Annotated in this window: 17 protein-coding genes, 1 tRNA gene and 1 pseudogene; 12 read left to right on the top strand and 7 right to left on the bottom strand. The window is 67.5% G+C overall.

Annotation, left to right across the window (positions count from 1 at the left end):
• The first annotated feature begins 29 nt into the window (after window positions 1-29).
• From COA07_RS15320 to COA07_RS15330, 3 genes are read left to right on the top strand one after another with little or no spacing between them, the layout of a single operon-like run.
• Window positions 30-593 carry a DUF1285 domain-containing protein gene (locus tag COA07_RS15320; RefSeq protein ID WP_066708713.1) on the top strand — a complete coding sequence of 188 codons (564 nt, stop codon included), beginning with the start codon at window positions 30-32 and terminating at the stop codon, window positions 591-593.
• Window positions 590-1,180 carry a CoA pyrophosphatase gene (locus tag COA07_RS15325; protein ID WP_066708711.1) on the top strand — a complete coding sequence of 197 codons (591 nt, stop codon included), beginning with the start codon at window positions 590-592 and terminating at the stop codon, window positions 1,178-1,180. Before COA07_RS15320 ends, COA07_RS15325 begins: the two co-directional genes overlap by 4 nt.
• Window positions 1,168-2,379 carry a CCA tRNA nucleotidyltransferase gene (locus COA07_RS15330; RefSeq protein WP_096641314.1) on the top strand — a complete coding sequence of 404 codons (1,212 nt, stop codon included), beginning with the start codon at window positions 1,168-1,170 and terminating at the stop codon, window positions 2,377-2,379. The genes COA07_RS15325 and COA07_RS15330 overlap by 13 nt, the downstream gene beginning before the upstream one ends.
• Here COA07_RS15330 and COA07_RS15335 read toward each other — a convergent pair.
• Together COA07_RS15335 and parC are read right to left on the bottom strand one after the other, a co-directional pair.
• Window positions 2,352-3,911: a putative bifunctional diguanylate cyclase/phosphodiesterase gene (locus tag COA07_RS15335; RefSeq protein WP_245842191.1), complete on the bottom strand. Its 1,560-nt coding sequence runs from the start codon at window positions 3,909-3,911 to the stop codon at window positions 2,352-2,354. The two genes, COA07_RS15330 and COA07_RS15335, sit on opposite strands and share 28 nt — an antisense overlap.
• A 189-nt stretch (window positions 3,912-4,100) precedes the next feature.
• Complete coding sequence (gene parC, locus COA07_RS15340) at window positions 4,101-6,353, bottom strand: DNA topoisomerase IV subunit A (protein WP_066710606.1); 2,253 nt, start codon at window positions 6,351-6,353, stop codon at window positions 4,101-4,103.
• A 50-nt stretch (window positions 6,354-6,403) separates the two neighbouring features.
• Between parC and COA07_RS15345 the strand changes: the two genes are divergently transcribed.
• The 5 genes from COA07_RS15345 (at window position 6,404) to COA07_RS15365 (ending at window position 9,626) form a co-directional block, all read left to right on the top strand.
• Window positions 6,404-7,324 carry an alpha/beta hydrolase gene (locus COA07_RS15345; RefSeq protein ID WP_245842192.1) on the top strand — a complete coding sequence of 307 codons (921 nt, stop codon included), beginning with the start codon at window positions 6,404-6,406 and terminating at the stop codon, window positions 7,322-7,324.
• A 124-nt stretch (window positions 7,325-7,448) separates the two neighbouring features.
• A complete protein-coding gene (gene purC / locus COA07_RS15350) occupies window positions 7,449-8,228 on the top strand; it encodes a phosphoribosylaminoimidazolesuccinocarboxamide synthase (protein WP_066710613.1) in 780 nt (259 codons plus the stop codon).
• Window positions 8,229-8,287: 59 nt separating this feature from the next.
• Window positions 8,288-8,518, top strand: a complete 231-nt coding sequence (gene purS, locus COA07_RS15355; protein WP_066710616.1) for a phosphoribosylformylglycinamidine synthase subunit PurS — start codon at window positions 8,288-8,290, stop codon at window positions 8,516-8,518.
• Complete coding sequence (gene purQ, locus COA07_RS15360) at window positions 8,515-9,183, top strand: phosphoribosylformylglycinamidine synthase subunit PurQ (protein ID WP_066710625.1); 669 nt, start codon at window positions 8,515-8,517, stop codon at window positions 9,181-9,183. The genes purS and purQ overlap by 4 nt, the downstream gene beginning before the upstream one ends.
• Window positions 9,180-9,626 carry a GFA family protein gene (locus tag COA07_RS15365; protein WP_066710628.1) on the top strand — a complete coding sequence of 149 codons (447 nt, stop codon included), beginning with the start codon at window positions 9,180-9,182 and terminating at the stop codon, window positions 9,624-9,626. The genes purQ and COA07_RS15365 overlap by 4 nt, the downstream gene beginning before the upstream one ends.
• Here COA07_RS15365 and COA07_RS15370 read toward each other — a convergent pair.
• A complete protein-coding gene (locus tag COA07_RS15370; RefSeq protein ID WP_066710640.1) occupies window positions 9,601-10,344 on the bottom strand; it encodes a queuosine precursor transporter in 744 nt (247 codons plus the stop codon). The two genes, COA07_RS15365 and COA07_RS15370, sit on opposite strands and share 26 nt — an antisense overlap.
• 58 nt (window positions 10,345-10,402) lie before the next feature.
• Here COA07_RS15370 and COA07_RS15375 point away from each other — a divergent pair.
• A tRNA-Arg gene (locus COA07_RS15375) sits at window positions 10,403-10,479 on the top strand.
• Between the two features lie 98 nt (window positions 10,480-10,577).
• Here COA07_RS15375 and COA07_RS15380 read toward each other — a convergent pair.
• Both COA07_RS15380 and COA07_RS15385 read right to left on the bottom strand, forming a co-directional pair.
• The gene (locus COA07_RS15380) at window positions 10,578-11,600 is read right to left on the bottom strand and encodes a FecR family protein (RefSeq protein WP_066710631.1); all 1,023 of its coding nucleotides are present in this window, start codon (window positions 11,598-11,600) and stop codon (window positions 10,578-10,580) included.
• Window positions 11,597-12,163: an RNA polymerase sigma factor gene (locus COA07_RS15385; protein WP_245842193.1), complete on the bottom strand. Its 567-nt coding sequence runs from the start codon at window positions 12,161-12,163 to the stop codon at window positions 11,597-11,599. Before COA07_RS15385 ends, COA07_RS15380 begins: the two co-directional genes overlap by 4 nt.
• Before the next feature lie 237 nt (window positions 12,164-12,400).
• Here COA07_RS15385 and COA07_RS15390 point away from each other — a divergent pair, with 237 nt between their 5' ends.
• The 3 genes from COA07_RS15390 (at window position 12,401) to COA07_RS15400 (ending at window position 20,382) form a co-directional block, all read left to right on the top strand.
• Complete coding sequence (locus COA07_RS15390; RefSeq protein WP_245842194.1) at window positions 12,401-15,568, top strand: TonB-dependent receptor; 3,168 nt, start codon at window positions 12,401-12,403, stop codon at window positions 15,566-15,568.
• A 210-nt stretch (window positions 15,569-15,778) separates the two neighbouring features.
• On the top strand, window positions 15,779-18,640 hold the full coding sequence (locus COA07_RS15395; RefSeq protein WP_066711543.1) for a M16 family metallopeptidase: 2,862 nt from the start codon (window positions 15,779-15,781) through the stop codon (window positions 18,638-18,640).
• Between the two features lie 83 nt (window positions 18,641-18,723).
• A complete protein-coding gene (locus COA07_RS15400) occupies window positions 18,724-20,382 on the top strand; it encodes a peptide-N4-asparagine amidase (RefSeq protein WP_066711544.1) in 1,659 nt (552 codons plus the stop codon).
• Window positions 20,383-20,400: 18 nt separating this feature from the next.
• Here the strand turns inward: COA07_RS15400 and COA07_RS15405 are convergent, their stop codons facing one another.
• On the bottom strand, window positions 20,401-22,188 hold the full coding sequence (locus COA07_RS15405) for a DUF6055 domain-containing protein (RefSeq protein WP_373853908.1): 1,788 nt from the start codon (window positions 22,186-22,188) through the stop codon (window positions 20,401-20,403).
• Between the two features lie 159 nt (window positions 22,189-22,347).
• Window positions 22,348-22,491: pseudogene (locus tag COA07_RS15410) on the bottom strand (IS3 family transposase); the annotation flags it as partial.
• Between the last annotated feature and the right edge of the window lie 254 nt (window positions 22,492-22,745).

Consider the following 22,745-nt stretch of genomic DNA (forward strand, 5'->3'; position numbering starts at 1 on the left):
CGCGCCGCCCGGCTCCCTAACTGGCGGATATGCCGATGGCGTCGCCCCCCGATTTCGACACGCTGACGTTCGCCGATATCGCGCGGCTGGCGGATGCCGACCGCTTGCCCCCGGTCGACCGCTGGCATCCCGATCACTGCGGCGACAGCGAAATGCGGATCGCGCGCGACGGCACCTGGTTCCATCAGGGGTCGCCGATCGGGCGCGCCGCGATGGTGCGCGCGTTCAGCCGCATTCTGCGCCGCGAGCCCGACGGCGGCTACGTCCTCGTCACGCCGGTCGAAAAGCTCGACATCGCCGTCGAGGATGCGCCGTTCGTCGCGGTCGAGATGAAGGCGGAGGGCGAAGGTCGCGACACGACGCTGGCGTTCCGGCTGAATACCGGGGAAGTCGTCACCGCCGGCCCCGATCATCCGCTGCGCTTCGAAGAGCATGACGACGGCCCCCACCCCTATGTGCGCGTGCGCGGCGGGCTGGACGCGCTGGTATCGCGCGCAATCTATTACGACCTGGCGGAGCGCGCGCTGGCGGGCAACGACACGCCACCCGGCGTGTGGAGCGCCGGCGCCTTCTTTCCGCTCCAGCCCGAATGACGGCATTGGCCGAGCGGCTGGCCGCCGCGCTGGTGTCCCCGGCCGAAACCGCGCTGATCGAAAGCGATCAGGACGACCTGCCCGGACATGAGGCGATGGCGGCCGCAGCGGTGCTGGTGCCGATCACCGACCGGCCGCGCCCGGGACTGATCCTGACCCAGCGCACCGAGACGCTGCGCAAGCACGCCGGGCAGGTCGCCTTTCCCGGCGGTCGGATCGATCCGGGCGAGGATGCGGTGGCCGCGGCGTTGCGCGAGGCGGACGAGGAAATCGCGCTGCCCCGCGATGCCGTGCGGGTGATCGGCGCGGCCGACCGCTATCGCACCGGCACCGGGTTCAGCATCACGCCGATCGTCGCGATCGTCCCGCCCGATCTGGCGCTGATCCCCAGCGAGGCGGAAGTTGCCAGCGTGTTCGAAGTGCCGCTCGATTTCGTGCTGGACAGCGCGAACCACCGCGCCGTGTCGGCGATGTGGCAGGGGCGCGAACGCCATTATTACGAGATGATCTGGCAGGACCGCCGGATCTGGGGTGCGACCGCCGGCATGATCGTCAACCTGTCGCGGCGGTTGCGATGGGGAATGTGAACGGGATCGCGCGCCAGCGCCTGCCCGATGCGGCATGGCGCCATCGTCCCGGCCTCGACCGGCTGGCGGCGGCGCTGGATGCCGCGGGCGGGCACGCGCGCTATGTCGGCGGCGCGGTGCGCGACACGTTGCTGGGGCTGGACGTCGCCGACATCGACATCGCCACCGATCTGCGCCCGGACGAGGTCGTGCGGCGACTGGAGGCGGCAGGGATCAGGGCGATCCCCACCGGCATCGCGCACGGCACCGTCACCGCGGTCAGCGACGGGACGGTGGTGGAGGTCACCACGCTGCGCCACGACGTCGCCACCGACGGGCGTCACGCGGTGGTCGCCTTCGCCGACGACTGGCGCGAGGATGCGGCACGCCGCGATTTCACGATCAACGCGCTCTACGCCGATCCCATGGACGGCACGTTGTTCGACTGGTTCGGCGGGCTGGACGATCTGGCGGCACGGCGCGTGCGGTTCATCGGCGATCCCTATCGCCGGATCGCGGAGGATCATCTGCGGATCCTGCGCTTCTTCCGTTTCCATGCGCGCTTCGGAACGACGCTCGACCAGCCCGCGCTGGAGGCGTGTACCGCCCGCGCCAACGACCTGATGGCGCTCAGCCGGGAACGCATCGCATCGGAGCTGCTGAAGCTCTTGGTTGCGCCGGGGGCGGTCGCAGCGGTGGCGGTCATGGAAGAGCGCGGCATCCTGCGCTCCGTCCTGCCGGAGATCACGGCGCAGGGCGTGGCGCGGCTCGACACGCTGGCGCGGCGCGAGGCGGCGGTCGGCATCGCCGCCGACCCGGTCCGCCGGCTTGCCGCGCTGGTCCCGGCCGCGGCGGCGGAAGGCGTCGGCGCGCGGCTGAAGCTATCGAACGCGGACCGCAAGCGGCTGATCCAGGCCAATGGCGAGGTCGGGGATGACGGCCCCCGCCCCCTTGCCTATCGCGCCGGGACGCAGACCGCGGTCGACCGGCTGTTGCTGGCCGGTGGCGAGGTGGCGGCGGTGCGCGACTGGCAGCCGCCGGTGCTGCCGATCGGCGGCGGCGCCCTGGTGGCACGCGGGCTTGCCAAGGGGCCGGACGTCGCCCGCACGCTCAGGAAGATCGAGAATCGCTGGATCGCGGAGGACTTCCCCGATGCAGCCCGGGTCGCGCAGATCGCCGACGAGGAAGTCGATCAGGCGTTGCGGTCGAGCAGATATTGATAGGCGGCGTCCGCGGCCAGCGGGCGCGAATAGGCGTATCCCTGCCCGAAATTGCAGCCCAGCGCCGCCAGCGTCTGCCCAACCTCGATCGTCTCGATCCCTTCGGCCACCGTGGCCATGCCCAGCGCCTGCGCCAGGCTGAGGATCGCGCGGACGATCGCCACCTTGTCGCGGTCCTGCAACAGTCCGGTGACGAAGCTGCGGTCGATCTTCAAGAGGTCGATCGGCAACCGCTGGAGCGAGGCGAGGTTCGAGAAGCCGGTGCCGAAATCGTCCATCGCGATCATCGCGCCCAGATCCTTCAGCGCCATCAGCACCCGCGACATGCGGTCGGGATCGGCGATGATCGCGCTTTCGGTCAGTTCCAGCTTCAGTCGCTCGCCCGCCAGCCCGGCGGCGGCCAGCGCATGTTCGACCGCCTGCGGAATGCTGTCGCGCTGCAGCTGGATCGGCGACAGGTTGACGGCGACGCTGATCCCGCAATGGCCGCCGTGGCGCGCGTCCCATGACGCCAGCGTCCGCGTGGCGGTGTCCAGCGCCCAGCGGCCCAGCGGCACGATCAGCCCGGATTCCTCCGCCACCTGGATGAACCGCGCGGGATCGTAGGATATGCCGTTTTCGTCGGTCCAGCGCGACAGCGCCTCGAACCCGCTGACGCGCCCGGTCGCCAGGTCGCAGATCGGCTGGAAGACCAGCGACAGCTGGTCGTTTTCGATCGCGCGGCGCAGCGCGGTTTCCATCGCGAATTCCTCACGCGCGGAATCCAGCGCATGGGTGTGATAGGCCTCGGCGACCTTCGACGCCTTCGACTTCTTCATCGCCACCTGCGCGTGGCGGATCACGTCCTCCGCATCGGACACGCTCGGATCGCCGAACGCGATGCCGATCGCGCACGACACCCGGATTTCGTAATCGCTGAGGCGGAACGGCGTCGACAGGACGTCGCGGATGCGGCGCGCGACATGATCGACTTCCTGCGCACTCTGGTCGATCGCCAGCAACACGCCGAATTCGTCCCCGCCGGTACGCGCCAGCACGTCGCGCGCACGCAATGCCCCCTTGATCCGGCGGGCGACGGTGATGAGCAGTTCGTCCCCGGCGAGCGACCCCAGGCAGGCGTTGAAGCGGCTGAACCGCTCCAGGTCGATCATCAGCACCGCCCAGCGCCGCGCGCCCGCGCCCATCATCGCTTCCAGCGCATCGGTAAACCCGCCGCGGTTGGGCAGGCCGGTCAGGCTGTCCGTCGCCATTTCGCGGCGCAGCGTATCCTCGGTGCGGACCTCCGCGGTTTGATCGACCAGCGACACCATGCACACCGGGTCGCGGCGATGAGTTATCCGCGAGAGCGTGATACGATAGTGGCGCCGCTCGACGGCAGCGCCCGCCTGCCAATCCACTTCCCGGCGCAGGTCATCCGATTGCAGGAAATCGGTGACCAGCGCGATCAGCCCCTCCTCGCTCGCCAGCCCCGCGCGAGCGAAGGCGCGGTTATGGATTTCCCATATCGTATGATCACCCTGCAGGCGGGCCATTACCAGCGGGATCGGAATGAGTTCGAGCGCGCCTTCGCTTGCGGAGAGGCCCGGCCCCACCACATGCGGGGTACGGTCTACCCCCCTTTTCGCTGCCGCCCCGACTGCCATCAGGATGGCTAATAAGGTTAAGTCGTTAAAGGTGACTTACGGTGCGGCGCCGTCACATAGCATCGGTGGACGCGGCGTTCAAAAGCGATTGTCGCGCGGAAATCCGGTCGGCGCCATGCGGCCCGCGGCGCCGCGCGCCGTGCGCCACGGGGTCAGATCCGTCTCGGTACGCACGCGCCCCGTCGCACCGCCCATCGCCCAGCTCAGCCCGTCCGCGAACACCAACGTGCGCGCGTCCGCCAGCCCGCCGTCGCGGTAGCGTTGCAGCTGCACCCCCTGCCCGCGCGTCATTTCGGGCAGTTCGCCGACCGGGAACACCGCCAGCTTGCGGTTGTCGCCGATCACCGCGACATAATCGTCGGCGGCGCTCACCGGACGGACCAGCATCAGCCGCGCGCCGGTGCGCGGGGTCATCACCGTCTTGCCCTTGCGCGTCTCGGCGACGACCTCCGCCGCGGGGACGATGAAGCCGCGTCCGTCGCTGGCCGCCACCAGCAGCCGCTGCGCGGCCGCGGCGCGCAGGAACGCGATGATCGGCACGCTGCCGTCCAGGTCGATCGAAGCGCGCACCGGCTCCCCGAAGCCGCGCCCGCCCGGCAGCTTGTCCGCCGCCAGCGTGTAGAAGCGCCCGTTGCCGGCGGCGAGCAGCAGCTTGTCGGTGGTGTGCGCGTGAAAGGCGAAGGCCGGGCCGTCGCCCTCCTTGAACTTCATCGTCTCGGGCGCGGACAGGTCGACATGCCCCTTCATCGCGCGCACCCAGCCGCGTTCGGACAGGATGACGGTGATCGGCTCGCGCTCGATCATCGCCTCCAGCGGGATGTCACGCGCCGCGGCCTGTTCCTCGATCACGGTGCGTCGCCGGCCGAGCGGAGTTTCGGCGCCATAACGATCGCGGATCTTCGTCAAGTCGCGCTTCAGCCGCGTGCGCTGCCGCGCCTCCGACCCCAGCAGGGTGGTCAGCTCGCCCTGCTCCTTCTCCAGCGCGTCGCGCTCGCGCCGCAGCTCCATCTCCTCCAGCTTGCGCAGGCTGCGCAGCCGCATGTTGAGGATCGCTTCGGCCTGCCGGTCGGTCAGCGTGAATTCGGCGATCATCACCGGCTTCGGCTCATCCTCGGTACGGATGATCTCGATCACCCGGTCGAGGTTGAGGAAGGCGATGATATAGCCGCCCAGCAGCTCCAGCCGGTCCGCGATCTTGCCCAGCCGATGCTCGGTACGCCGGCGCAGCACCACGAACTGGTGGTCGACCCACGCCGCCAGCGCCTCGCGCAGGCTCATCACCCGCGGGGTCCGATCCTTGTCGAGGACGTTGAGGTTGAGCGGCACCCGCGTTTCCAGGTCGGACAGCCGGAACAAGCCGTCCATCAGCACCTGCGCATCGACGGTGCGGCTGCGCGGCTCCAGCACGATCCGCACCTGCTCGTCCGATTCGTCGCGCACGTCCGCCAGGATCGGCAGCTTCTTGTCCTCGATCAGCGCGGCGAGCTGCTCGATCAGCTTGCCCTTGGCCACGCCATACGGGATTTCGGTGACGACCAGATGCCAGCCACCGCCCTTCTCCGTGACCTTCTCGATCCGCGCCCGCACGCGGAACGCGCCGCGGCCGGTGGCATAGGCCTCCGCGATGATCGCGGGCGCATCGACGACCAGCCCGCCGGTGGGAAAGTCCGGCCCCTTCACGAACGCCAGCGGATCGGCGGTCCGATCGTCAACCAGCGCGATCGCGGCGTCCAGCAGTTCGGCGGCGTTGTGCGGCGGAATGCTCGTCGCCATGCCGACCGCGATCCCGCTGGCGCCGTTGGCCAGCAGATTGGGGAAGGCGCCGGGCAACAGCTCCGGCTCCTGCTCCTCGCCGTTGTAGGTCGGGCGGAACTCGGTCGCATCCTCGTCCAGACCGTCCATCAGGTCGATCGCGACCTGCGTCAGCCGGGCCTCGGTATAGCGATAGGCGGCGGCGTTATCGCCGTCGATGTTGCCGAAATTGCCCTGCCCGTCGACCAGCGGGTATCGCAGCGCGAAATCCTGCGCCAACCGGACCATCGCGTCATAGACCGACTGGTCGCCGTGCGGGTGGTATTTGCCGATCACGTCGCCGACCACGCGCGCGCATTTCTTGTAGCCCGAGGCCGGATCGAGCCGCAGCAGCCGCATCGCCCACAACAGCCGGCGGTGTACCGGCTTCAGCCCGTCGCGCACATCCGGCAGCGACCGCGCGGTGATCGTCGACAGCGCATAGACGAGGTACCGCTCCGACAGCGCGCTGTCGAACGGCGCATCGAACGTGCCCACGGCGGGGTTGTCGGGAAAGTCGGTCAGGTCGGTCTTGGCCATCGGTGGACCGCGACTAGCAGGCGCGCGCGCATCCGTTAAGAGGGGTGTCGATGCCGACCGCCACCCTGCCCCGCCTGTTGATCCTTGCCACCGCCGCGCTGGCGGGATCATGCTCGCCCGCCACCATGACCGCAGACCGCCCCGCCGCCTTCACCCCGCTGACCTGGGATGACCTGACCGCCCGCCCGCGCCCCGTGGCGGATGCCACGGTCACCTATGGCGCGGATGCGATGCAGAAGGTGGACGTGTGGGTGCCGCGCGGTGCCGGACCGCACCCGGTGGTGGTGATGGTGCACGGCGGCTGCTGGCAGACGTCGATCGCCGACCGGCGGCTGATGGACTGGGTGGCGGGCGACCTGCGCGATGCGGGCGTGGCGGTGTGGAACATCGACTATCGCGGCGTGGATCGCGATGGCGGCGGCTATCCGGGCACGTTCCGCGACGTCGCACAGGCCACCGATGCGCTGCGCGACCATGCCGCGCACTACCGGCTCGATACCCGGCGCGTGGTCGCGATCGGCCATTCGGCCGGCGGGCACCTGGCGCTGTGGCTGGCCGGACGTGCGCGGCTTCCCGCCGGCAGCCCGCTGCACACGCCCAACCCGCTGCCGATCGCCCATGTCGTCAGCCTGGGCGGGTTGCCGGATCTGGAGGCGACCGCCGCCAGCCCCGACAACGGCTGCGGTACCGCGGTGGTCGCGCGGCTTGTCGGCACGCGCCGGGCCGATCCCTATGCCGACACGTCGGTGCCGCGGCTGCTCCCGCTGGGCGTACCGCAGGATCTGGTCAACGGTCGCCAGGACCGCATCATCCCCTATCGCATGGCCACCGACTACGTCGCCCGCGCCACCGCCGCCGGCGACCGGGCGACGCTCCATGCCATCGACCGCACCGGCCATGTCGAACTGGTGACGCCCGACACCGCGGCGTGGCACGAGGCGAAGCGGCTGGTGCTCGCCGCCTTGCGCTGACGTCGCGGCGCGGCGCGATTTGCGCCCCCTGCCCCCTTCCCGTATAGCCTGCGGTCGATTCCCGCCCCGGCATCGCGATCCCGTCGCGGCCGGGGCGATCCGTTTCGAAGAAGGCATCAAGCGAATGGCGCGCAGGCGGCAGATCTACGAAGGCAAGGCCAAGATCCTTTACGAAGGGCCGGAACCGGGCACGCTGATCCAGTATTTCAAGGACGACGCCACCGCCTTCAACGCGCAGAAGAAGGGCACGATCAACGGCAAGGGCGTGCTCAACAATCGCATTTCCGAGCATGTCTTCACGCTGCTCAGCCATATCGGCGTGCCGACGCACTTCATCCGTCGGCTGAACATGCGCGAGCAGCTAATCCGCCAGGTGGAGATCGTGCCGATCGAGGTGGTGGTGCGCAACGTCGCCGCCGGGTCGCTCGCCAAGCGGTTGGGGATCGAGGAAGGCACCCAGCTGCCGCGCACGATCATCGAATATTATTACAAGGACGATGCGCTCGGCGATCCGATGATCTCCGACGAGCATATCGCCGCGTTCGGCTGGGCCAGCCAGGACGAGATGCACGATATCGCGGACCTGGCGATCCGCGTGAACGATTTCCTGTGCGGGCTGTTCGCCGGGGTCGGCATCCGGCTGGTCGACTTCAAGCTCGAATTCGGCCGCATCTGGGACAATGACTACGGCCGCATCATCCTGGCGGACGAGATCAGTCCGGACGGCTGCCGTCTGTGGGACATGCAGACCAACGAGAAGCTCGACAAGGATCGCTTCCGCCAGGATCTGGGCGGCGAGGTGGAGGCCTATCAGGAGGTCGCCCGGCGGCTGGGCCTGCTGCCGGAGGGCGGCGAAACCGCGGTGCTCGACATGGAAAGCCACCGCAAGCGTCGGGGCAAGTGACCGCCGCCGCGCGCGTTGGGCATTGCCCCGCGCGCGGCATCGCGGCATAGCGCGCGGCCATGAAACTGCGCATCCATGTGACGCTCAAGCCCGGCGTGCTCGACCCCCAGGGCAAGGCCATCGAACACGCGTTGGCCGGCCTCGGCTTTGCCGGGGTGAACGGCGCACGCGTCGGCAAGCTGATCGAACTGGACGTCGCCGATGGCACCGCCGACGCCGACATCGATTCGATGTGCCGCCAGCTTCTCGCCAATACGGTGATCGAGAATTACCGGGTGGAGAAGGCGTGAAGACCGCGGTCATCGTCTTCCCCGGCTCCAATTGCGACCGCGACATGGCGGTCGCGCTGGAACAGGTGACGGGCCGCGCCCCGGTGATGGTCTGGCACCGCGATACCGCCCTGCCCGCCGGCATCGGGATGGTCGCGGTGCCCGGTGGGTTCTCGTACGGCGACTATCTGCGCGCGGGCGCGATGGCGGCACGCTCGCCGATCATGGCCGCTGTCGCCGACGCCGCGGGCAAGGGGCTGCCCGTGCTGGGGGTCTGCAACGGTTTCCAGGTGCTGACCGAGGCGGGGCTGCTGCCCGGCGCGCTGATGCGCAACAATGGCCTCGACTTCGTGTGCCGCGACGTCGCGCTGACGGTGGAGAATGCGCAGAGCGCCTTCACCGCCCGCTATGCCGCGGGCGAGCGCGTATCCTTCCCGGTCGCGCATCACGACGGCAATTTCGTTGCCGATGATGCGACGCTCGATCGGATCGAGGGGGAAGGTCGCGTGGCATTCCGCTATGCCGAGCCGGTCAACGGCAGTGCGCGCGCGATCGCCGGTGTCCTGAACGATGCCGGCAACGTGCTGGGCATGATGCCGCACCCCGAACGCCGGATCGAGGCGGCGCATGGCGGGGCCGACGGGCGGCGCCTGTTCGAAGGGCTGATGGAGACGATCGGCGCATGAGCGCGGCCGCGCCGGTCACGGGCGGTTGCCTGTGCGGCGCGGTTCGCTATACGCTCACCGCCGCGCCGGTTCTGACCCGGCAATGCTGGTGCCGGCTGTGCCAGTATCTGTCGGCCGGTGGCCCGACCAACAACATGGTGGTGCCGCGCGATGCGCTGACGATCGCGGGTGCGCTGGGCGATTACGCCTCGGTCGCCGATTCGGGCAGCGTGATGCATCGCCATTTTTGCCCCACCTGCGGCACGCCGGTGGGCGGCTATGCCGAGCCGCGCCCGCATCTCTACGTCCTGCGGATCGGCACGCTCGACGATCCCGACCTGTATCCGCCGCGCCAGACGATCTGGACCGATGCGGCGCCGGCCTGGGCGACGATCGCCGACGATCGCCCGAGCTTTCCCGGGCAGCCGCCCGCTCCGCCTACACCTTCGCCCGGAACGGCGTGAAGTTGGTCGCGCGGTCGAACACATCGACACCCTCGGCCTTCTTCAGCGCACCGATCACCCAATAGGTCAGCGGCGTCAGCAGCACTTCCCAGCCGACCTTCAGCGCCCATTGCGTGTACAGCACCTGGATCACCAGCGCGTGCGTCCACCCCTCCGCCCCCCAGAAGGCGAGCGGGTAGAAGATCAGGCTGTCGACCGCCTGCCCCGCGATGGTCGACCCGATCGTGCGCATCCACAGATGCCGCCCCTCGGTCAGCACCTTCATGCGCGCGAGGACGTAGGAATTGACGAACTCGCCCGCCCAAAAGGCGCACATGCTGGCGAACACGATCCGTGGCACCTGGCCGAAGATCGTCTCGTAAGCGGCCTGGTTGGTCCAGTCCGGCGCGGGCGGCAGCGCGACGACCACCCAGGCCATCACCGCCATGAACACCGTCGCCGCGAATCCGACCCAGATGACGCGCCGCGCATGGGCATAGCCGTACACCTCGGTCAGGACGTCGCCGATGATATAGCTGACCGGGAAGAACAGAATGCCGGCACCGAACGGCCATGGCCCGATCCCCGGCAGCACGATCTGCGCCACCTTCCCCGCGCCCAGCACATTCGACAGCAGCAGGATCGCGACGAACGCCGCCATCACCAGATCGAAGTAACGGAAGCGCCCGTTCGCAACCGCCGCCGCCTCGATCGTTTCCAGTCCGCTTGTATCCCCCATGCGCCGCATCATGCCGCCCATTCCCCCGCACCGCAATCCGCGCTAGGCGCCTCGTTGGGCGCCCGTAGCTCAGTTGGATAGAGCAAGGAGCTTCTACCTCCTTGGTCGGGGGTTCGAATCCCTCCGGGCGCGCCAATTTTCTTCTCGGTGAGTCCCTCGATCGGTCCGGCCACGCGATTCACTAGTCCAAAGCGGTGTTCGACGGTGGCGAACTGTCCCCACCGGTCTCTCAGTCAGGGCTCGACGACAATGCCGTTCGCGTCGGATCGCACCTTCAGCCCGTAAGCGGAGTGGAGCAGATCGAGGAACCCCGCACTGTTATCAATCTTAAACGTCCCGCCGATCCTGATGTCGGCGGTGGAAGGATCGGCAATGCGGATCGGGCGGTTGGTGTAACGGTTGAAGTCCGCGACCGCGTCCCCTAGCCGCTGGTTGTCGAACACCAGCACACCATCGCGCCATCCGGTCATTGCGTCGACCCGCGCCGGGTCGGCGAGTGCGACCAGCGTGCCGTGCGATTGGGCATAAGCGATGTCACCCTGGCCGATGACGGCGGAGCGCGTGCTCGCGTCGGACGTCGAGTCCTCGATCCGCACACGGCCAGACAGCACCGCCACGGTCACTTTTTCCCCCTCGCGGCGAACGGTGAAGCGCGTGCCGAGAACGGTCACCGTCCGTGGCCCCGCATGCACGACGAAAGGAAGGTCGGGGCGGTGGACGATGTCGAAATAGGCCTCGCCCTTATCCAGCCAGACCTCGCGCCCCTGATTGGTGGCCGCGGTACGCACAACGGTCGCGGTGTTCAGTTCCACCCGGCTGCCATCGCGCAGCGCAATCGCGTGGCGAACGCCGACCGGCGTCTGCACCAGCACCGGCGCGGACTGCGATGGCGACGCCTTGTCCTGCCCAACATGCCCCAGACCAAAGCCCGCCGGCGATCGCAGCACCGTCGTGCCGATCCCTACCGTCACCGCAAGCGCTGCGGCGATCGCCCCGATCGCGCGAGGTCGCGCGCGCAGCACCGCTTGCCTGCCGCGCCGCGCGCGCGACCGCGGGGCAGCGGTCTGGAACCCCAAAGCCCCGACGCGATCCGCCGCCGCCCAGCCGTGGCGTAACCGCCAGAACGCGGCCTTATGCGCCATCTGCTCGTCCAGCCACACGGTCAGCGCGGCGTCGTCCTCGGCAGACCACTCCCCGCTTTCCTGGCGGACGATCCAACGCGCGGCAGTTTCTTCGATCATCGTCGCGCTGTTCATTGGCGGCGCGCCTTGCCGGTGCTGGCCGCGCCACGACGGATCTTGCCTGCGCCGCCCAGCATCGCATCGGCCATCGCACGAATGCCGAGGACCAATTGGCGTTCGATCGTGTCGATGCCGACGCCCATGCGTGCCGCCGCCTCGCGGGTCGACAATCCTTCGATCTTGCGCAGGCGCACGACCTCGCGGCAGCGCGGGGGCAGCCGCTCGATGCCCTCCTGCGCCCGGCGCAGCGCGTCGCGCGCATCGAGATGGCGGTCGGTCGCGGACAGATCCACGCCCTGTTCGACGCTTTCCATATCGGCATAATGGTCGAACTGCACGATCCGCTCGCGCTTCGACCGGTTGACCAAGATATTGCGCGCGATCGTGAAGACATAGCCTGGGGTGTTCGTCGGCAATTCCTGCCGCCCGCCCGTCAGCGCCGCCTCGTATATGTCCTGCCGGATATCCATGATCTGCTCGGCCGTCCGCCAGTTACGACGCAGATAGCGGGTCAGCGACGCCTCCAGGGGAAGCACCTCCTCGCAAAACCACCGCTCCAACTGCCTGTCGTCTACCATCGTCCGCTCGAGACACTCCTTCGTTCAAGGGGTTCGACCGTCATGACAATCGACCGCGCCAAAACCGTAACCCAAAAACGGCATCAATCCCCTTTTTGCCGTTTTGGTGAAAAGTTCCACATCTGCAAACTTTTTTGAAATCCGATGTTACGGGTTCGTTGCTGCCGAATGACAATCTTGCCGAGCGGCGTGATGGGAGCGACCGCAACAAGGGGGCATCAGATGAAGAAAAGGGGTGTGGCGATCGCGTTGGGGGCGAGCATGTTGACGGCCTTTGCGCCGGGCCATGTCGCGGCGCAGACCACGCAGGGCGTACGGGCCACCCAGCGGTTCGATATTCCAGCCGGGAGCTTGGCGGCGGCCCTGCAAGCCTGGAGCAAGGTCACCAAACTCCAGATCGTGTATCGGATGGACGATGTCGGTCGCAAGCGGACCAACGGCATCCAGGGCGACTATGCCCCGTTGCTGGCGTTGCAAGGCCTTCTGATCGACACCGGTCTGAAGATCGTCACGACGGAGGATGGTGCGGTCGCCATCCGCCCTTTGGCCGGCGACGAGGTCGACACGAGCGCCACGCCTGACATCCTCGTCACGGGCAAGGTCAACTGGTCGCTCAACACTGGAATCGAACGCACGCAGGACGACAGCCAGCCGTTCATCGTGCTCGGCCGCAAGGAGATCGAGCGCAGCGGCGCGCCCAACCTCGAAACGTTCCTGCGCAACCAGCTGAACGTCAACACCTCGCCGATCGTCGGGGACCAGGCCGCCGCCGGCGACACGGAATTCATTCGCCGCCGCCCCGTTGGCGTCAGCGCGATCAACCTGCGCGGCATCGGCCTGCGCGACACGCTGATCCTGGTCGACGGCCGGCGCCAGCCGGGCATCAACCTGGGCAATGGCGACATCACCCAGCCGTCGATCACCGGCATCCCGATCGCTGCGGTGGAGCGGATCGAGGTTCTCGCCTCGTCGGCATCGGGCATCTACGGCAGCGGCGCGTCGGGCGGCGTCATCAACATCGTGCTGCGCCGCGACTTCAAGGGCGCCGAACTGTCGGCGAATTATGATAATACCAGCGATTTCAAACAGGGTCGCGGCTCGATCGATCTTACCGGCGGCCTGCCACTGGAGGGAGGACGCACGCGCCTGACCTTTACCGGCAATTGGACCAAGCAGCTGGCGCTGCGCTACGGCGACCGCGACAATCTGCGCCGCCGCGGTCTGAACGATATCCTCGCCAACGATCCTGGCTCTTTCTATGGTGGCTTTACCAATCCGCCGCAGGGCTCGCTGGTCAACTTCAAGACGCAGGACGGCACGCCGCTCCAGTTGAAGCCCGAATATGGCGGCCAGACGCTGTCGAGCAGCCTGGGCACCATTCCCAAGGGTTATCAGGGGATTACGAAGGCGGGTTTGGCCCCGCTACTCTCGTCGCTCGGAACCTTTAACCTCGACCAGGCGAATACTGCTGCCGGCACGGGCGCCCGCGCGCCGCTGCTCTATCCGGTGAACCAATATAGCGGTTCGGTTGCGGTACGGCGCACGTTCAACAGCTGGCTAACCGGCTATGCCGAAATCGGCATGTCGCATTCGTCGGCAACCAACACCTACTCCAACACGCTTAACTCGGTCTTCCTGTTCGCGTCGGCCCCCGCCAACCCGTTCACGCAGGATCTCGCGATCGCGTTTCCTGCCAATCCCGCCTATGATGCCCGGATCAAGCAGGTGTCGTCGACACTGCGCACGCTGGGCGGTGCCATCATCCGGCTACCGGCGGACTGGCAGGCGGTCGCCGAAGTCGCCTATTCCAAATCCAATTATTCGGTCGCGAACAGCCCGTCGTCGATCAGCGCCTTCGCCTCCAACGATCTCCAGTCCGGCGTTCTGAACGCGCTCGTCGATACGTCGACCTATCCGCTTCCCTTCACCTACGACAAAACGCCTTATTATCAGCGCCAGCAGGACGGCAAATCGAGCAACGTCGCGCCCTCGCTACGGCTCGCCGGGCCGCTGCCGTTCTCGCTGCCGGGCGGCAAGCCGCAATTGACCGTCAACGCCGAGATCAACACCCAGAGGCTGGATTCGCGCCTTCTCACGGTGCTGACCGACGATGGCGCGGTCACCACCTTCACGCCTACCGCGCACCAGACGACCAAGTCGGTCTATGGCGAAGTCGTGTTCCCGATCCTGGGCGACAAGCATCAACTGCCGTTGATCCGGCTGCTGGAATTGCGGCTGTCGGCACGGCATGAATCATACAAGGGCGACGGCACCGATACGTCCGACCCGGTTTCCTGCAGGGAACCGCTCGTGGCGGGGCAGTATGACTATTTCGGCAACTGCCCGCCGGCGGGAACCGTCATCCCGCGGTCGACGACCACCAATGCGCACACCGATCCCAGCATCAGCCTGCTCTGGTCGCCGATCGATGGCGTCATGCTGCGCGGCTCGTACACGACCGGCTATCTGCCGCCGCAGCTCAGCCAGTTGGTCAAGGTTCCGCGGCCGCAAATCTTCCTTCAGCAGCGCGATCCACAGCGTGGCAACGAGCTGATCGGCACGCAGGTGTTCGGGCTTGGTGTGATCTCGGGCTTCTCCGGCGGCAACCCGGATGTTCGGCCGGAATCGTCCAAGACGTGGACGGGCGGCCTTATCCTGAAGCCGCATTTCATCGACGGCCTGCGCTTCTCGGTCGACTGGACGCGCATCCACAAGCGGGACATGTATTTTGATCCGGTGTTGCTGCTCGCCTCGTTCTTCGGTGGCACGCAGTCGCAGTTCAACCAGTTCATCGCGTCCAACCCCGACCGCGTCACGCGCGGCCCGGCATCGGGTGGCTTTGCGGTCGGGCCGATCACTGCGCTGGACGTATCGCTGATCAACCTGAAGTCGCTGGTCACCTCGGCCTATGACTTCACGCTCAACTACGACACGAACCTGTTCGGCGGCCAGCTGTCGGCCATCGGCCGTGCGACCTATGTCGATCAATTGGTGATCCAGCCGTTCGCCGACTCGCCCGCGCAGAATTACGCCGGCGTCGTCACGGCCGGTTTCGCGGCGGGCACAGGCGCATCCGGTTCGCTGCGCTTCCGGGGCAGCGGGTCGCTGCAATGGACGAAGGACGAGCTCAGCCTCGGCTGGCAGACTCGTTACCTCAGCAGCTACTACCTGACGCTGGATCGCAGCTTCGTGGCGTCTCAGGGGTCGGCGAAGGTCGCCAGCCAGATGTATCACGATATGAACATCAGCTACCGCCTGCCGCAGAGAATGACGGTGCGCTTCGGCATCAACAACATCTTCAACAAGATGCCGCCGCTCGATGTGTCGCAGTTCCCACTATACTACAGCCCCTACGGCGATCCGCGGCTCCGCAACTTCTACCTGGGGGTCAGCAAGTCGTTCTGACCCCGGCCGCCGCATCCCGTCGAAACGACGGGATGCGGCGCTCCTGCGGCGCCACGGCCCCACGGCCCCACGGCCCCACGGCCGGATATGGCCCCGCCGTAACGGTTTTCCCGTCCCCGATTGTCCTGCTCCACGACGGTTCCGCACCCGTGTCACGTTGCCGAACCGTCGTTCAACCAGTGCCTACCCCAACCGATCAAGGATAAGTCGATGAGCCTGCGTATGATGTTGATGGCCGGTACGGCACTGATCCTGGCCCCCGCTCCTGCGCTGGCCGGACGCCCCGCGAATGCCGCAACGACCACGGCATCTCGATCGGACACCGCCCCGGCGGAGCTCGTCAAGCTGGTCCGCGACTTCACCATTCCCTATCAGACGTTCACGCTGCCCAACGGCCTGACGGTCATCGTCCTCACCGACCACAGCGTGCCGATCGTCTATACCAGCATCAATTACGCCGTCGGCTCCACCTTCGAGCCCGCGGGGCGCAGCGGCTTTGCCCATCTGTTCGAGCATCTGATGTTCAATGGCAGCGAGAATGCGCCGGGCGACTATTTCAAATATCTGCGCGATGCCGGGTCGATCGGCGTCAACGGCAGCACCGGTTATGATTTCACCAACTATCACGAAGCGGTGCCGACCGGCAGCCTGGACCGCGTGCTGTTCGTGGAAAGCGACCGGATGGGGCATCTGCTCGGCGCGATCACCCAAAGCGTGCTCGACGAGCAGCGCGGCGTCGTCCAGAACGAAAAGCGCAACAACGACAACAACCCCGCCAGCATCCTGGGCTATAGCCGCCGCAGCGCCATCTATCCCGCCTCGCACCCCTATGGCCACAGCGTCATCGGATCGATGAAGGATCTGAACGCGGCGTCGCTCGCCGACGTGCATCAGTGGTTCAAGGACTATTACGGTCCCAACAACGCGACGCTCCTGCTGGCGGGTGACATCGACCTGGCAACCGCCAAAGCAAAGGCGATGCGCTATTTCGGCGACATTCCGCGCGGGCGCGCGATTACCGCGCCCGCCGCCGAGCCGCCGGTCCTGACCGCGCCGATCGACCAGTCGTTCACCGGGCCGGTCTCGACGGCACAGATCGCCCGGACCTGGCCCGCGCCCGGCGGGCGCGACCCGGCGAACTTTTCGCTCGACGCGGTATCGGGCCTGATGACCGGCATCGACGGCGCGCCGCTGTTCGACAAGCTGGTGCGCCGGGACAAGCTGTTCAACAATCTCAGCGCCGACAACACGACCTATCGCGGCGTCGGGGAATTCACCATTTATGGCTCGGTCCGGCAGGGTGTCGATCCGAACGTCGCGGCGAAGGCGCTGGACGATGCGATCGCCGCCTTCCTGCACAGCACGCCGTCCGCCGATGCGCTGGAGCGCTACAAGGCGACGCGGATCATCCCGGCGGTCCGCAACAACGAGATGCTCGAGGCGCGTGGCGGCCTGTTGATGCAGGCCAATTCGGTACTTGGTTCGCCCGCCAAATATAAGGACGACCTGATGGCGTATCTCGCCCTGACCCCGGCAAAGGTCATGGCCGATGCGCGCAAGTGGCTGGGCCGTCCGGGCTATCGCGGCATGATCGTCCCGGGACCGCGCATGACCGCGGCGGGCGACGAAAGCGTCGCGGGGGCGGAGGTGCCGGATGCGCCCAAGACCGCCGTCGTTGCCCCGCAAGGCGGCACGCGCGGCCCCATCCCCGGCGTCGGCGAGCCCCAGGCCGCCCGCTTCCCGCCGGTGCAGCACGCCACATTGGCGAACGGCATCCCTGTCTTCTACGTCCAGCACGACGCCATTCCCTTCACCACCGCCGAACTGTCGTTCGACGTGGGCAGCGTCGACGATCCCGCTGGCAAGCCCGGCACGATCCGCGCGATGTTCCAGATGCTGGACGAAGGCGCGGGCGGCCATGACGACCATTGGTTCAAGCAGCTGCGCGAACGCACCGGCGCCGCCATCTTCGGCAGCGCGCAGAACACCGATTCCGGCGTCTCGTTCGCGGCGCCCAGCGCCAGCCTGGACACGACGCTGAACACGATGATGCTGATGCTGACCCGTCCCGACTTTCCGCAGGATCGGCTGGAGGAATATCGGCGGCTGGAATTGTCGCGCGTCACAGCGGCGCCGACCAGCCCCGGCACTTTGTTGGGCACGGCCTTCACGCAAGCGCTCGCGCCCGGGACACTGCTCGCCAAGGCGTCGGAGGTGCCCAGCGTGGCCGAGGTCGACGCCATTACCCGCCCCGATTTGCAGGCGGCCTTCCGTCGCTGGGTTCGACCCGAAGAGGCCAAGCTGGTCATCGTCTCGAACGAGTCGCTCGCGACGCTATTGCCGAAGCTGAACGCGACGCTGGGCCATTGGAGCGTGCAAGGGCGCGGCCCCGCCCCGGTCGCGCTCGATCCGCGTCCGGCGCTCGTCACCGGACCACCCAAGATCGTGCTGGTCGACATGCCCGGCCAGGTCCAGGCGTTCCTGGGGGGCGGGCAACTGGTCGACATGCCGCGAAGCTATGAGGGCGTCGCACCGCGTCTCGCCAATATCGCGCTGGGCGGCGAGTTTACGTCGCGCATCAACATGAACCTGCGCGAGGACAAGCACTGGACCTACGGCGCGTCGGGCAATTTCGACGTCAACGACCTGGGGTCGAGCTATCAAGTCGAGGTGCAGCTGCAGCCGGACAAGGTCGGCCCCGCGATCAAGGAAGTGCAGAAAGAGCTGAACGCGATCGTCACCGACCGGCCGATCACGCAGGAGGAGTTCGACGAGGCCGTCGCCAACACGCTGCGCAAGAATGTCGCCTCGTTCCGTTTCGGCGGGCAGGTGATGGCTGCTGCCGCCATGCTCCAGCGCAACGGCTGGCCGGACGACTTCTTCAGCACCTTCGACGCGCGCATCCGCGCGGTGGCGCTACGGGACGCGAACGCCGCGATGCGGCAGTATCTGCAACCTGCCAAATGGGTCTGGACCGTCGTGGGCGATGCCAAGACGATCCGCCCGCAGCTGGAAGGACTGGGCCTGCCGGTCGAGGTGGTGACCCCGGCCCAGGTGCTGGCCAAGCATTGAGGCGCACCGGGGCGAGGCCGATCCTGCCTCGCCCCGGGCGGCCATCGGCGCGGACGCGCTCCTCTTTTGACCTGGGACAGGCCATGGACATCGATCATATGCCACGCGTCCGCCTTTGCGGCATCATGGGGCGGGCGCTGCTCGCCGCCGGGCTATCAGCCAGCATCGGCGCACCCGCCGCTGGCCAGACCGCGCCACGACCGATCGGCAACGCCGTCGTCGACCTGAGCCCGCCGCTGCCCCGCCCCAGCGGTCCATCCTGCACCGTCACCCTGTTCGACCGGCGCGATTTCCAGGGCGACGAACCCCTGCCACTGGCCTACCGCCCGCCTGCCGACTGTCCCGGCCCGTGGCACAAGGTGGTGCTGGAGGCGGACTTCGACGTCACCACGGGTACGCAGTTCGACCGCTCCGCCGACTTGACGCTGGGCGGTGCCACCCTCTTCCTCGGCACGACGATGGAACCCGGCGAGACCTATGCACCGCATTGGCACGTTGCCCGTGACGTGACCGACTATGCCGCGCTGCTCCGCACGCCGACCGACGGCCGGGCGATCTTGGTCAACTATCTCGACAAGGACCATGACGCGCATGTCCATTGGGGCGCCCGTCTGGTCTTCTACGCTGGCGAGGCGCCCGCCCCTGACGGCGTGGTCCTGCCGGTGACAGCAGGACTGGCGCGGCTCGACTCGCAAAAGCCGATGGTGTCTCGCACGATCCGTTTCCCGCGCAACCTGACGCGACTGGCCATCGACCTGTTCGCCATCGGGCAGGAGCGCGAGGAATTTTGGTACGATTGCGCGCCCGGCAATCTCGCGCAGCGCAACATCTTCGGGCCGCCGCCCTGCGACGCACCGTATCGCGAGGTGGAGGTACGGATCGACGGACGGCTGGCGGGCGTCCGCTCGGTCCAGCCCGACATCTTTACCGGCGGTATCAATCCCGGCCTGTGGCGACGCGTGCCTGCCCTGCGCGCGCTGAACCTGCCGCCCGCCCGGGTCGACCTCACGCCCTTCGCCGCGCTGCTCAACGACGGCCAGCCGCATGTGATCGCGCTTGCCATGCCGACCGCCGGCACGTTCTTCCGCGTGTCTGGCACGCTGATCGGGACGGTCGATCCCACCCGTCCGGTGGTGACCGGCGCGCTGACCGCCAACACGCTCGCCCCCGCCCGCATCGTCACGCGACAGCTTCGCGCGCCACGAGGGCCGGGCGCGATCGGCACGGTACAGACGATCGCCACGCGCGCCGACCGTGTCGAGGGCTATGTCGACACCCCTCACGGCCGTGTGGTCACCCGCGTCGCCTATGACCTCGACCAGCGGCTGACCAACACCCGCGACACCGGCGTGTCGAGCAAGCGCTATGATGCACACCAGACGATGACCGTCACGACGCACGGCACGACGCCATCGCGGCGCCGCATCGCCGAACGCGACACGCTGGCCATCGACATCGGCGTCCAGCCGCCGCTCTATGGGGTAAAAAACGGCACGCAGATCGCGCAGGCCAGCGAGCGCACCATCAGCGGCGATGGCCCCGACAAAGGGCGCACCGCACAGACGCTGACGACCTTCGCCCCCAGCTTCTCACTGTTCGCGCCGCCGCAGCCCACGCCGAACCGTGTGACCGTGACCGTACACGACATGGATGCGGGCGGACGTCGCTACGACAAAACGGCCGTGGTGACCGACGACACCGTCGCGTACACGTCCGGCGCCATGACGCCCCCTGCCCGATAGGCGGCGCAGAGCCCCGCGTCAGCAGGCGGGCGGCGGCCCCTTCAGCGTCATTTGCGGCATCCGGCAATCGACCTCGCCCTTTAGCCGCGGCGTCGCGCCGCTGATGTCGACGGCATAGGGAAAGCGCGCGCCCTCCGTCGATCCGGGCTTCTGCCAGCCAAGCGATTCGTAGACGCCCGGCGTCGCCGTCACCGCCAGATACAGGCGCGCATCCTTGGGGATACGATAGGAGACGGTGGCGCTACCGGTCCCCTCCACCGCGCCCAGGCGGGAATAGGATGCATCCGCCTCGCCCCGCACCGCCACCAGCGCGAAACGCCATGCCGCGTCCTTGGCGATGGTGGCGCCGGTCAGGCGTACGGACACGGTGTCTCGATGGCCGGTCGGGGTCAGCGGAATGAGGTCCGTGCCGAACTGGTGCAGCACCTGGTCGGACTGCGGCACGAAACGGCCCGGCCGGTCGCCCGGAACCAGGGCGGCAAAGCGGCTCCCGCCGAACACGAACCGCGACTGCGCAACCGCGTCCAGCAGCGCGCGCTGGTTCATGAAGTCGAGCGTGACGAGCCGCGCGCCATACCATCCCATGTCGTCGGCGAAGGAGCGCAGGCCCTTCGGATAGGCGCCCGATGCCGTGCCGAGCCGCAGGATGGTCGGCACGAAATCCTCGGTAGACGCACCGGCGGCGGTTCGCGCATTGCGGGTCCACCCCGCCCAGACGAGCGGCCGCGTGCGCGAATCTTCGAATAGCATATTGAGGAACGGAAACGCACCATAGCGCGCATCGGGCCACAAAGGCCCCACATACTGGCGGTTACCGTAACTCCCGATCCACGTCGTCGAACCCGGCACGAGCAGGTTTCCGAGCCAGTTGCCGCCCGCTTCCCAGATCGCCCCGGCGCTCGGACTGTCCCGCAGACCGCCCGAGTAGAATTGCATGACATGACCGAATTCATGCGCGAACGTCTTGGACCCGTAATTGAGCATGCTCGCGGCGATCCAGATGGCGGGCGAGGCCATCGGGGTGCCCGACATCAGGTCGCCGTCCGCGACATGGGGGCGACCGGTGCCGGAGATGTAGACCGCGATGCGTCGGCGCTCGCTTGCCGGACGATCCGCGTAGGGCATCGGTGCGCCCGTCAGATCGCGGCTCAGATGCCATACCTGCTCCGCCCACGCCCCTGCGCGGGTCAGGACGGTGCGCCAATCCTCCTTGGTTTCGCGTGCATATGTATAGCTGTCGCCCTTGGTGTTCGTGCCGTACCAGAAGACGAAATGCTGGGTCTCGTATTTGGCGATCCTGCCCGCCTCGAGGTCGCCTGGCGCTACCTGCCCGGGTTCCAGCACGGTCGCATAGCTGTTGGGATCGGGGGTGGAGGGATGCCGCGCGACCTCGGCGGCGATGATGGCCTGGTCGGCAGCGACGAACGAATCCGCCCGGAACGCTCGATAGCAGCCCGCCGCGGTCACCATCTCCACGATCCGCCGCGCCTCGCCGTCGTCGACGCCATAGGTTTTCAACAGCCGGGCACGGAACGGCGCGCCGATCGCCAGCCCCTCGCGAATGCCACCATCATTGTCGATAGTCGCGGGCTGGCGGACCGGCTGGACCGGTGTCCAGCGTCGCAACGGATAGCGCCCCCATGGCGCGAGCGTCGTGCGGCTGCGACACCCGCCCGGCGCAGCGGCGAAGGCGGGACTGGCTTCCAACGACGCCGTACCGACCAGCACCGACATCAGCGCCATCCATCGCAATCCCGGCATCATGCGCATCGTTCCCCACACCCTTCGCGCGTGCCTCCACTCCATAACGAACGATACCGCGCGCGACCTTCCGATATGCAACAGGACAAGGCACGCCGGAAAAGCCGTAACGCCGGCCAAGGGCGGCCCCCCGCGTACGGCAAGACTCGATGGTCTATCCGGACGTCGCGACCGAGCCCGCGCTGACGAGCGGAACGTCACGGTGCGAATGTTGGCTTCCTGCGGGATCGCCATCGGCGCCCGCGTGCCCAGCGCCCGTCTCCGGCCGTCACGCTTGCGCACCGTCAGCCGCTCTTCGCGATACAGCCGGTACACCTTCTTCAGGTTCATGCCCTTGCCTTCACGCCTAGGGTCAGGACCCATTGATGTGAGCGTTGCGATCTGATTCAGGCTCCGCAAGGAGACCGGAATGAGCGACTTGTTTTGGCTGACGGATGAGCAGATTGAACCGCCCCGGGTTTGTCGGAGGCCCCAGCTCCTGAGAGGAAGGGTCTATGACGAGCAAGACGACGAACAAGTTCTCGCCTGAGGTTCGCACCCGCGCGGTGCGGATGGTGCTGGAACACGAGAAGGATCACCCGTCGCGGTGGGCGGCGATAGTA

The sequence above is a fragment of the Sphingomonas adhaesiva genome (assembly GCF_002374855.1).
Classification (GTDB): domain Bacteria; phylum Pseudomonadota; class Alphaproteobacteria; order Sphingomonadales; family Sphingomonadaceae; genus Sphingomonas; species Sphingomonas adhaesiva.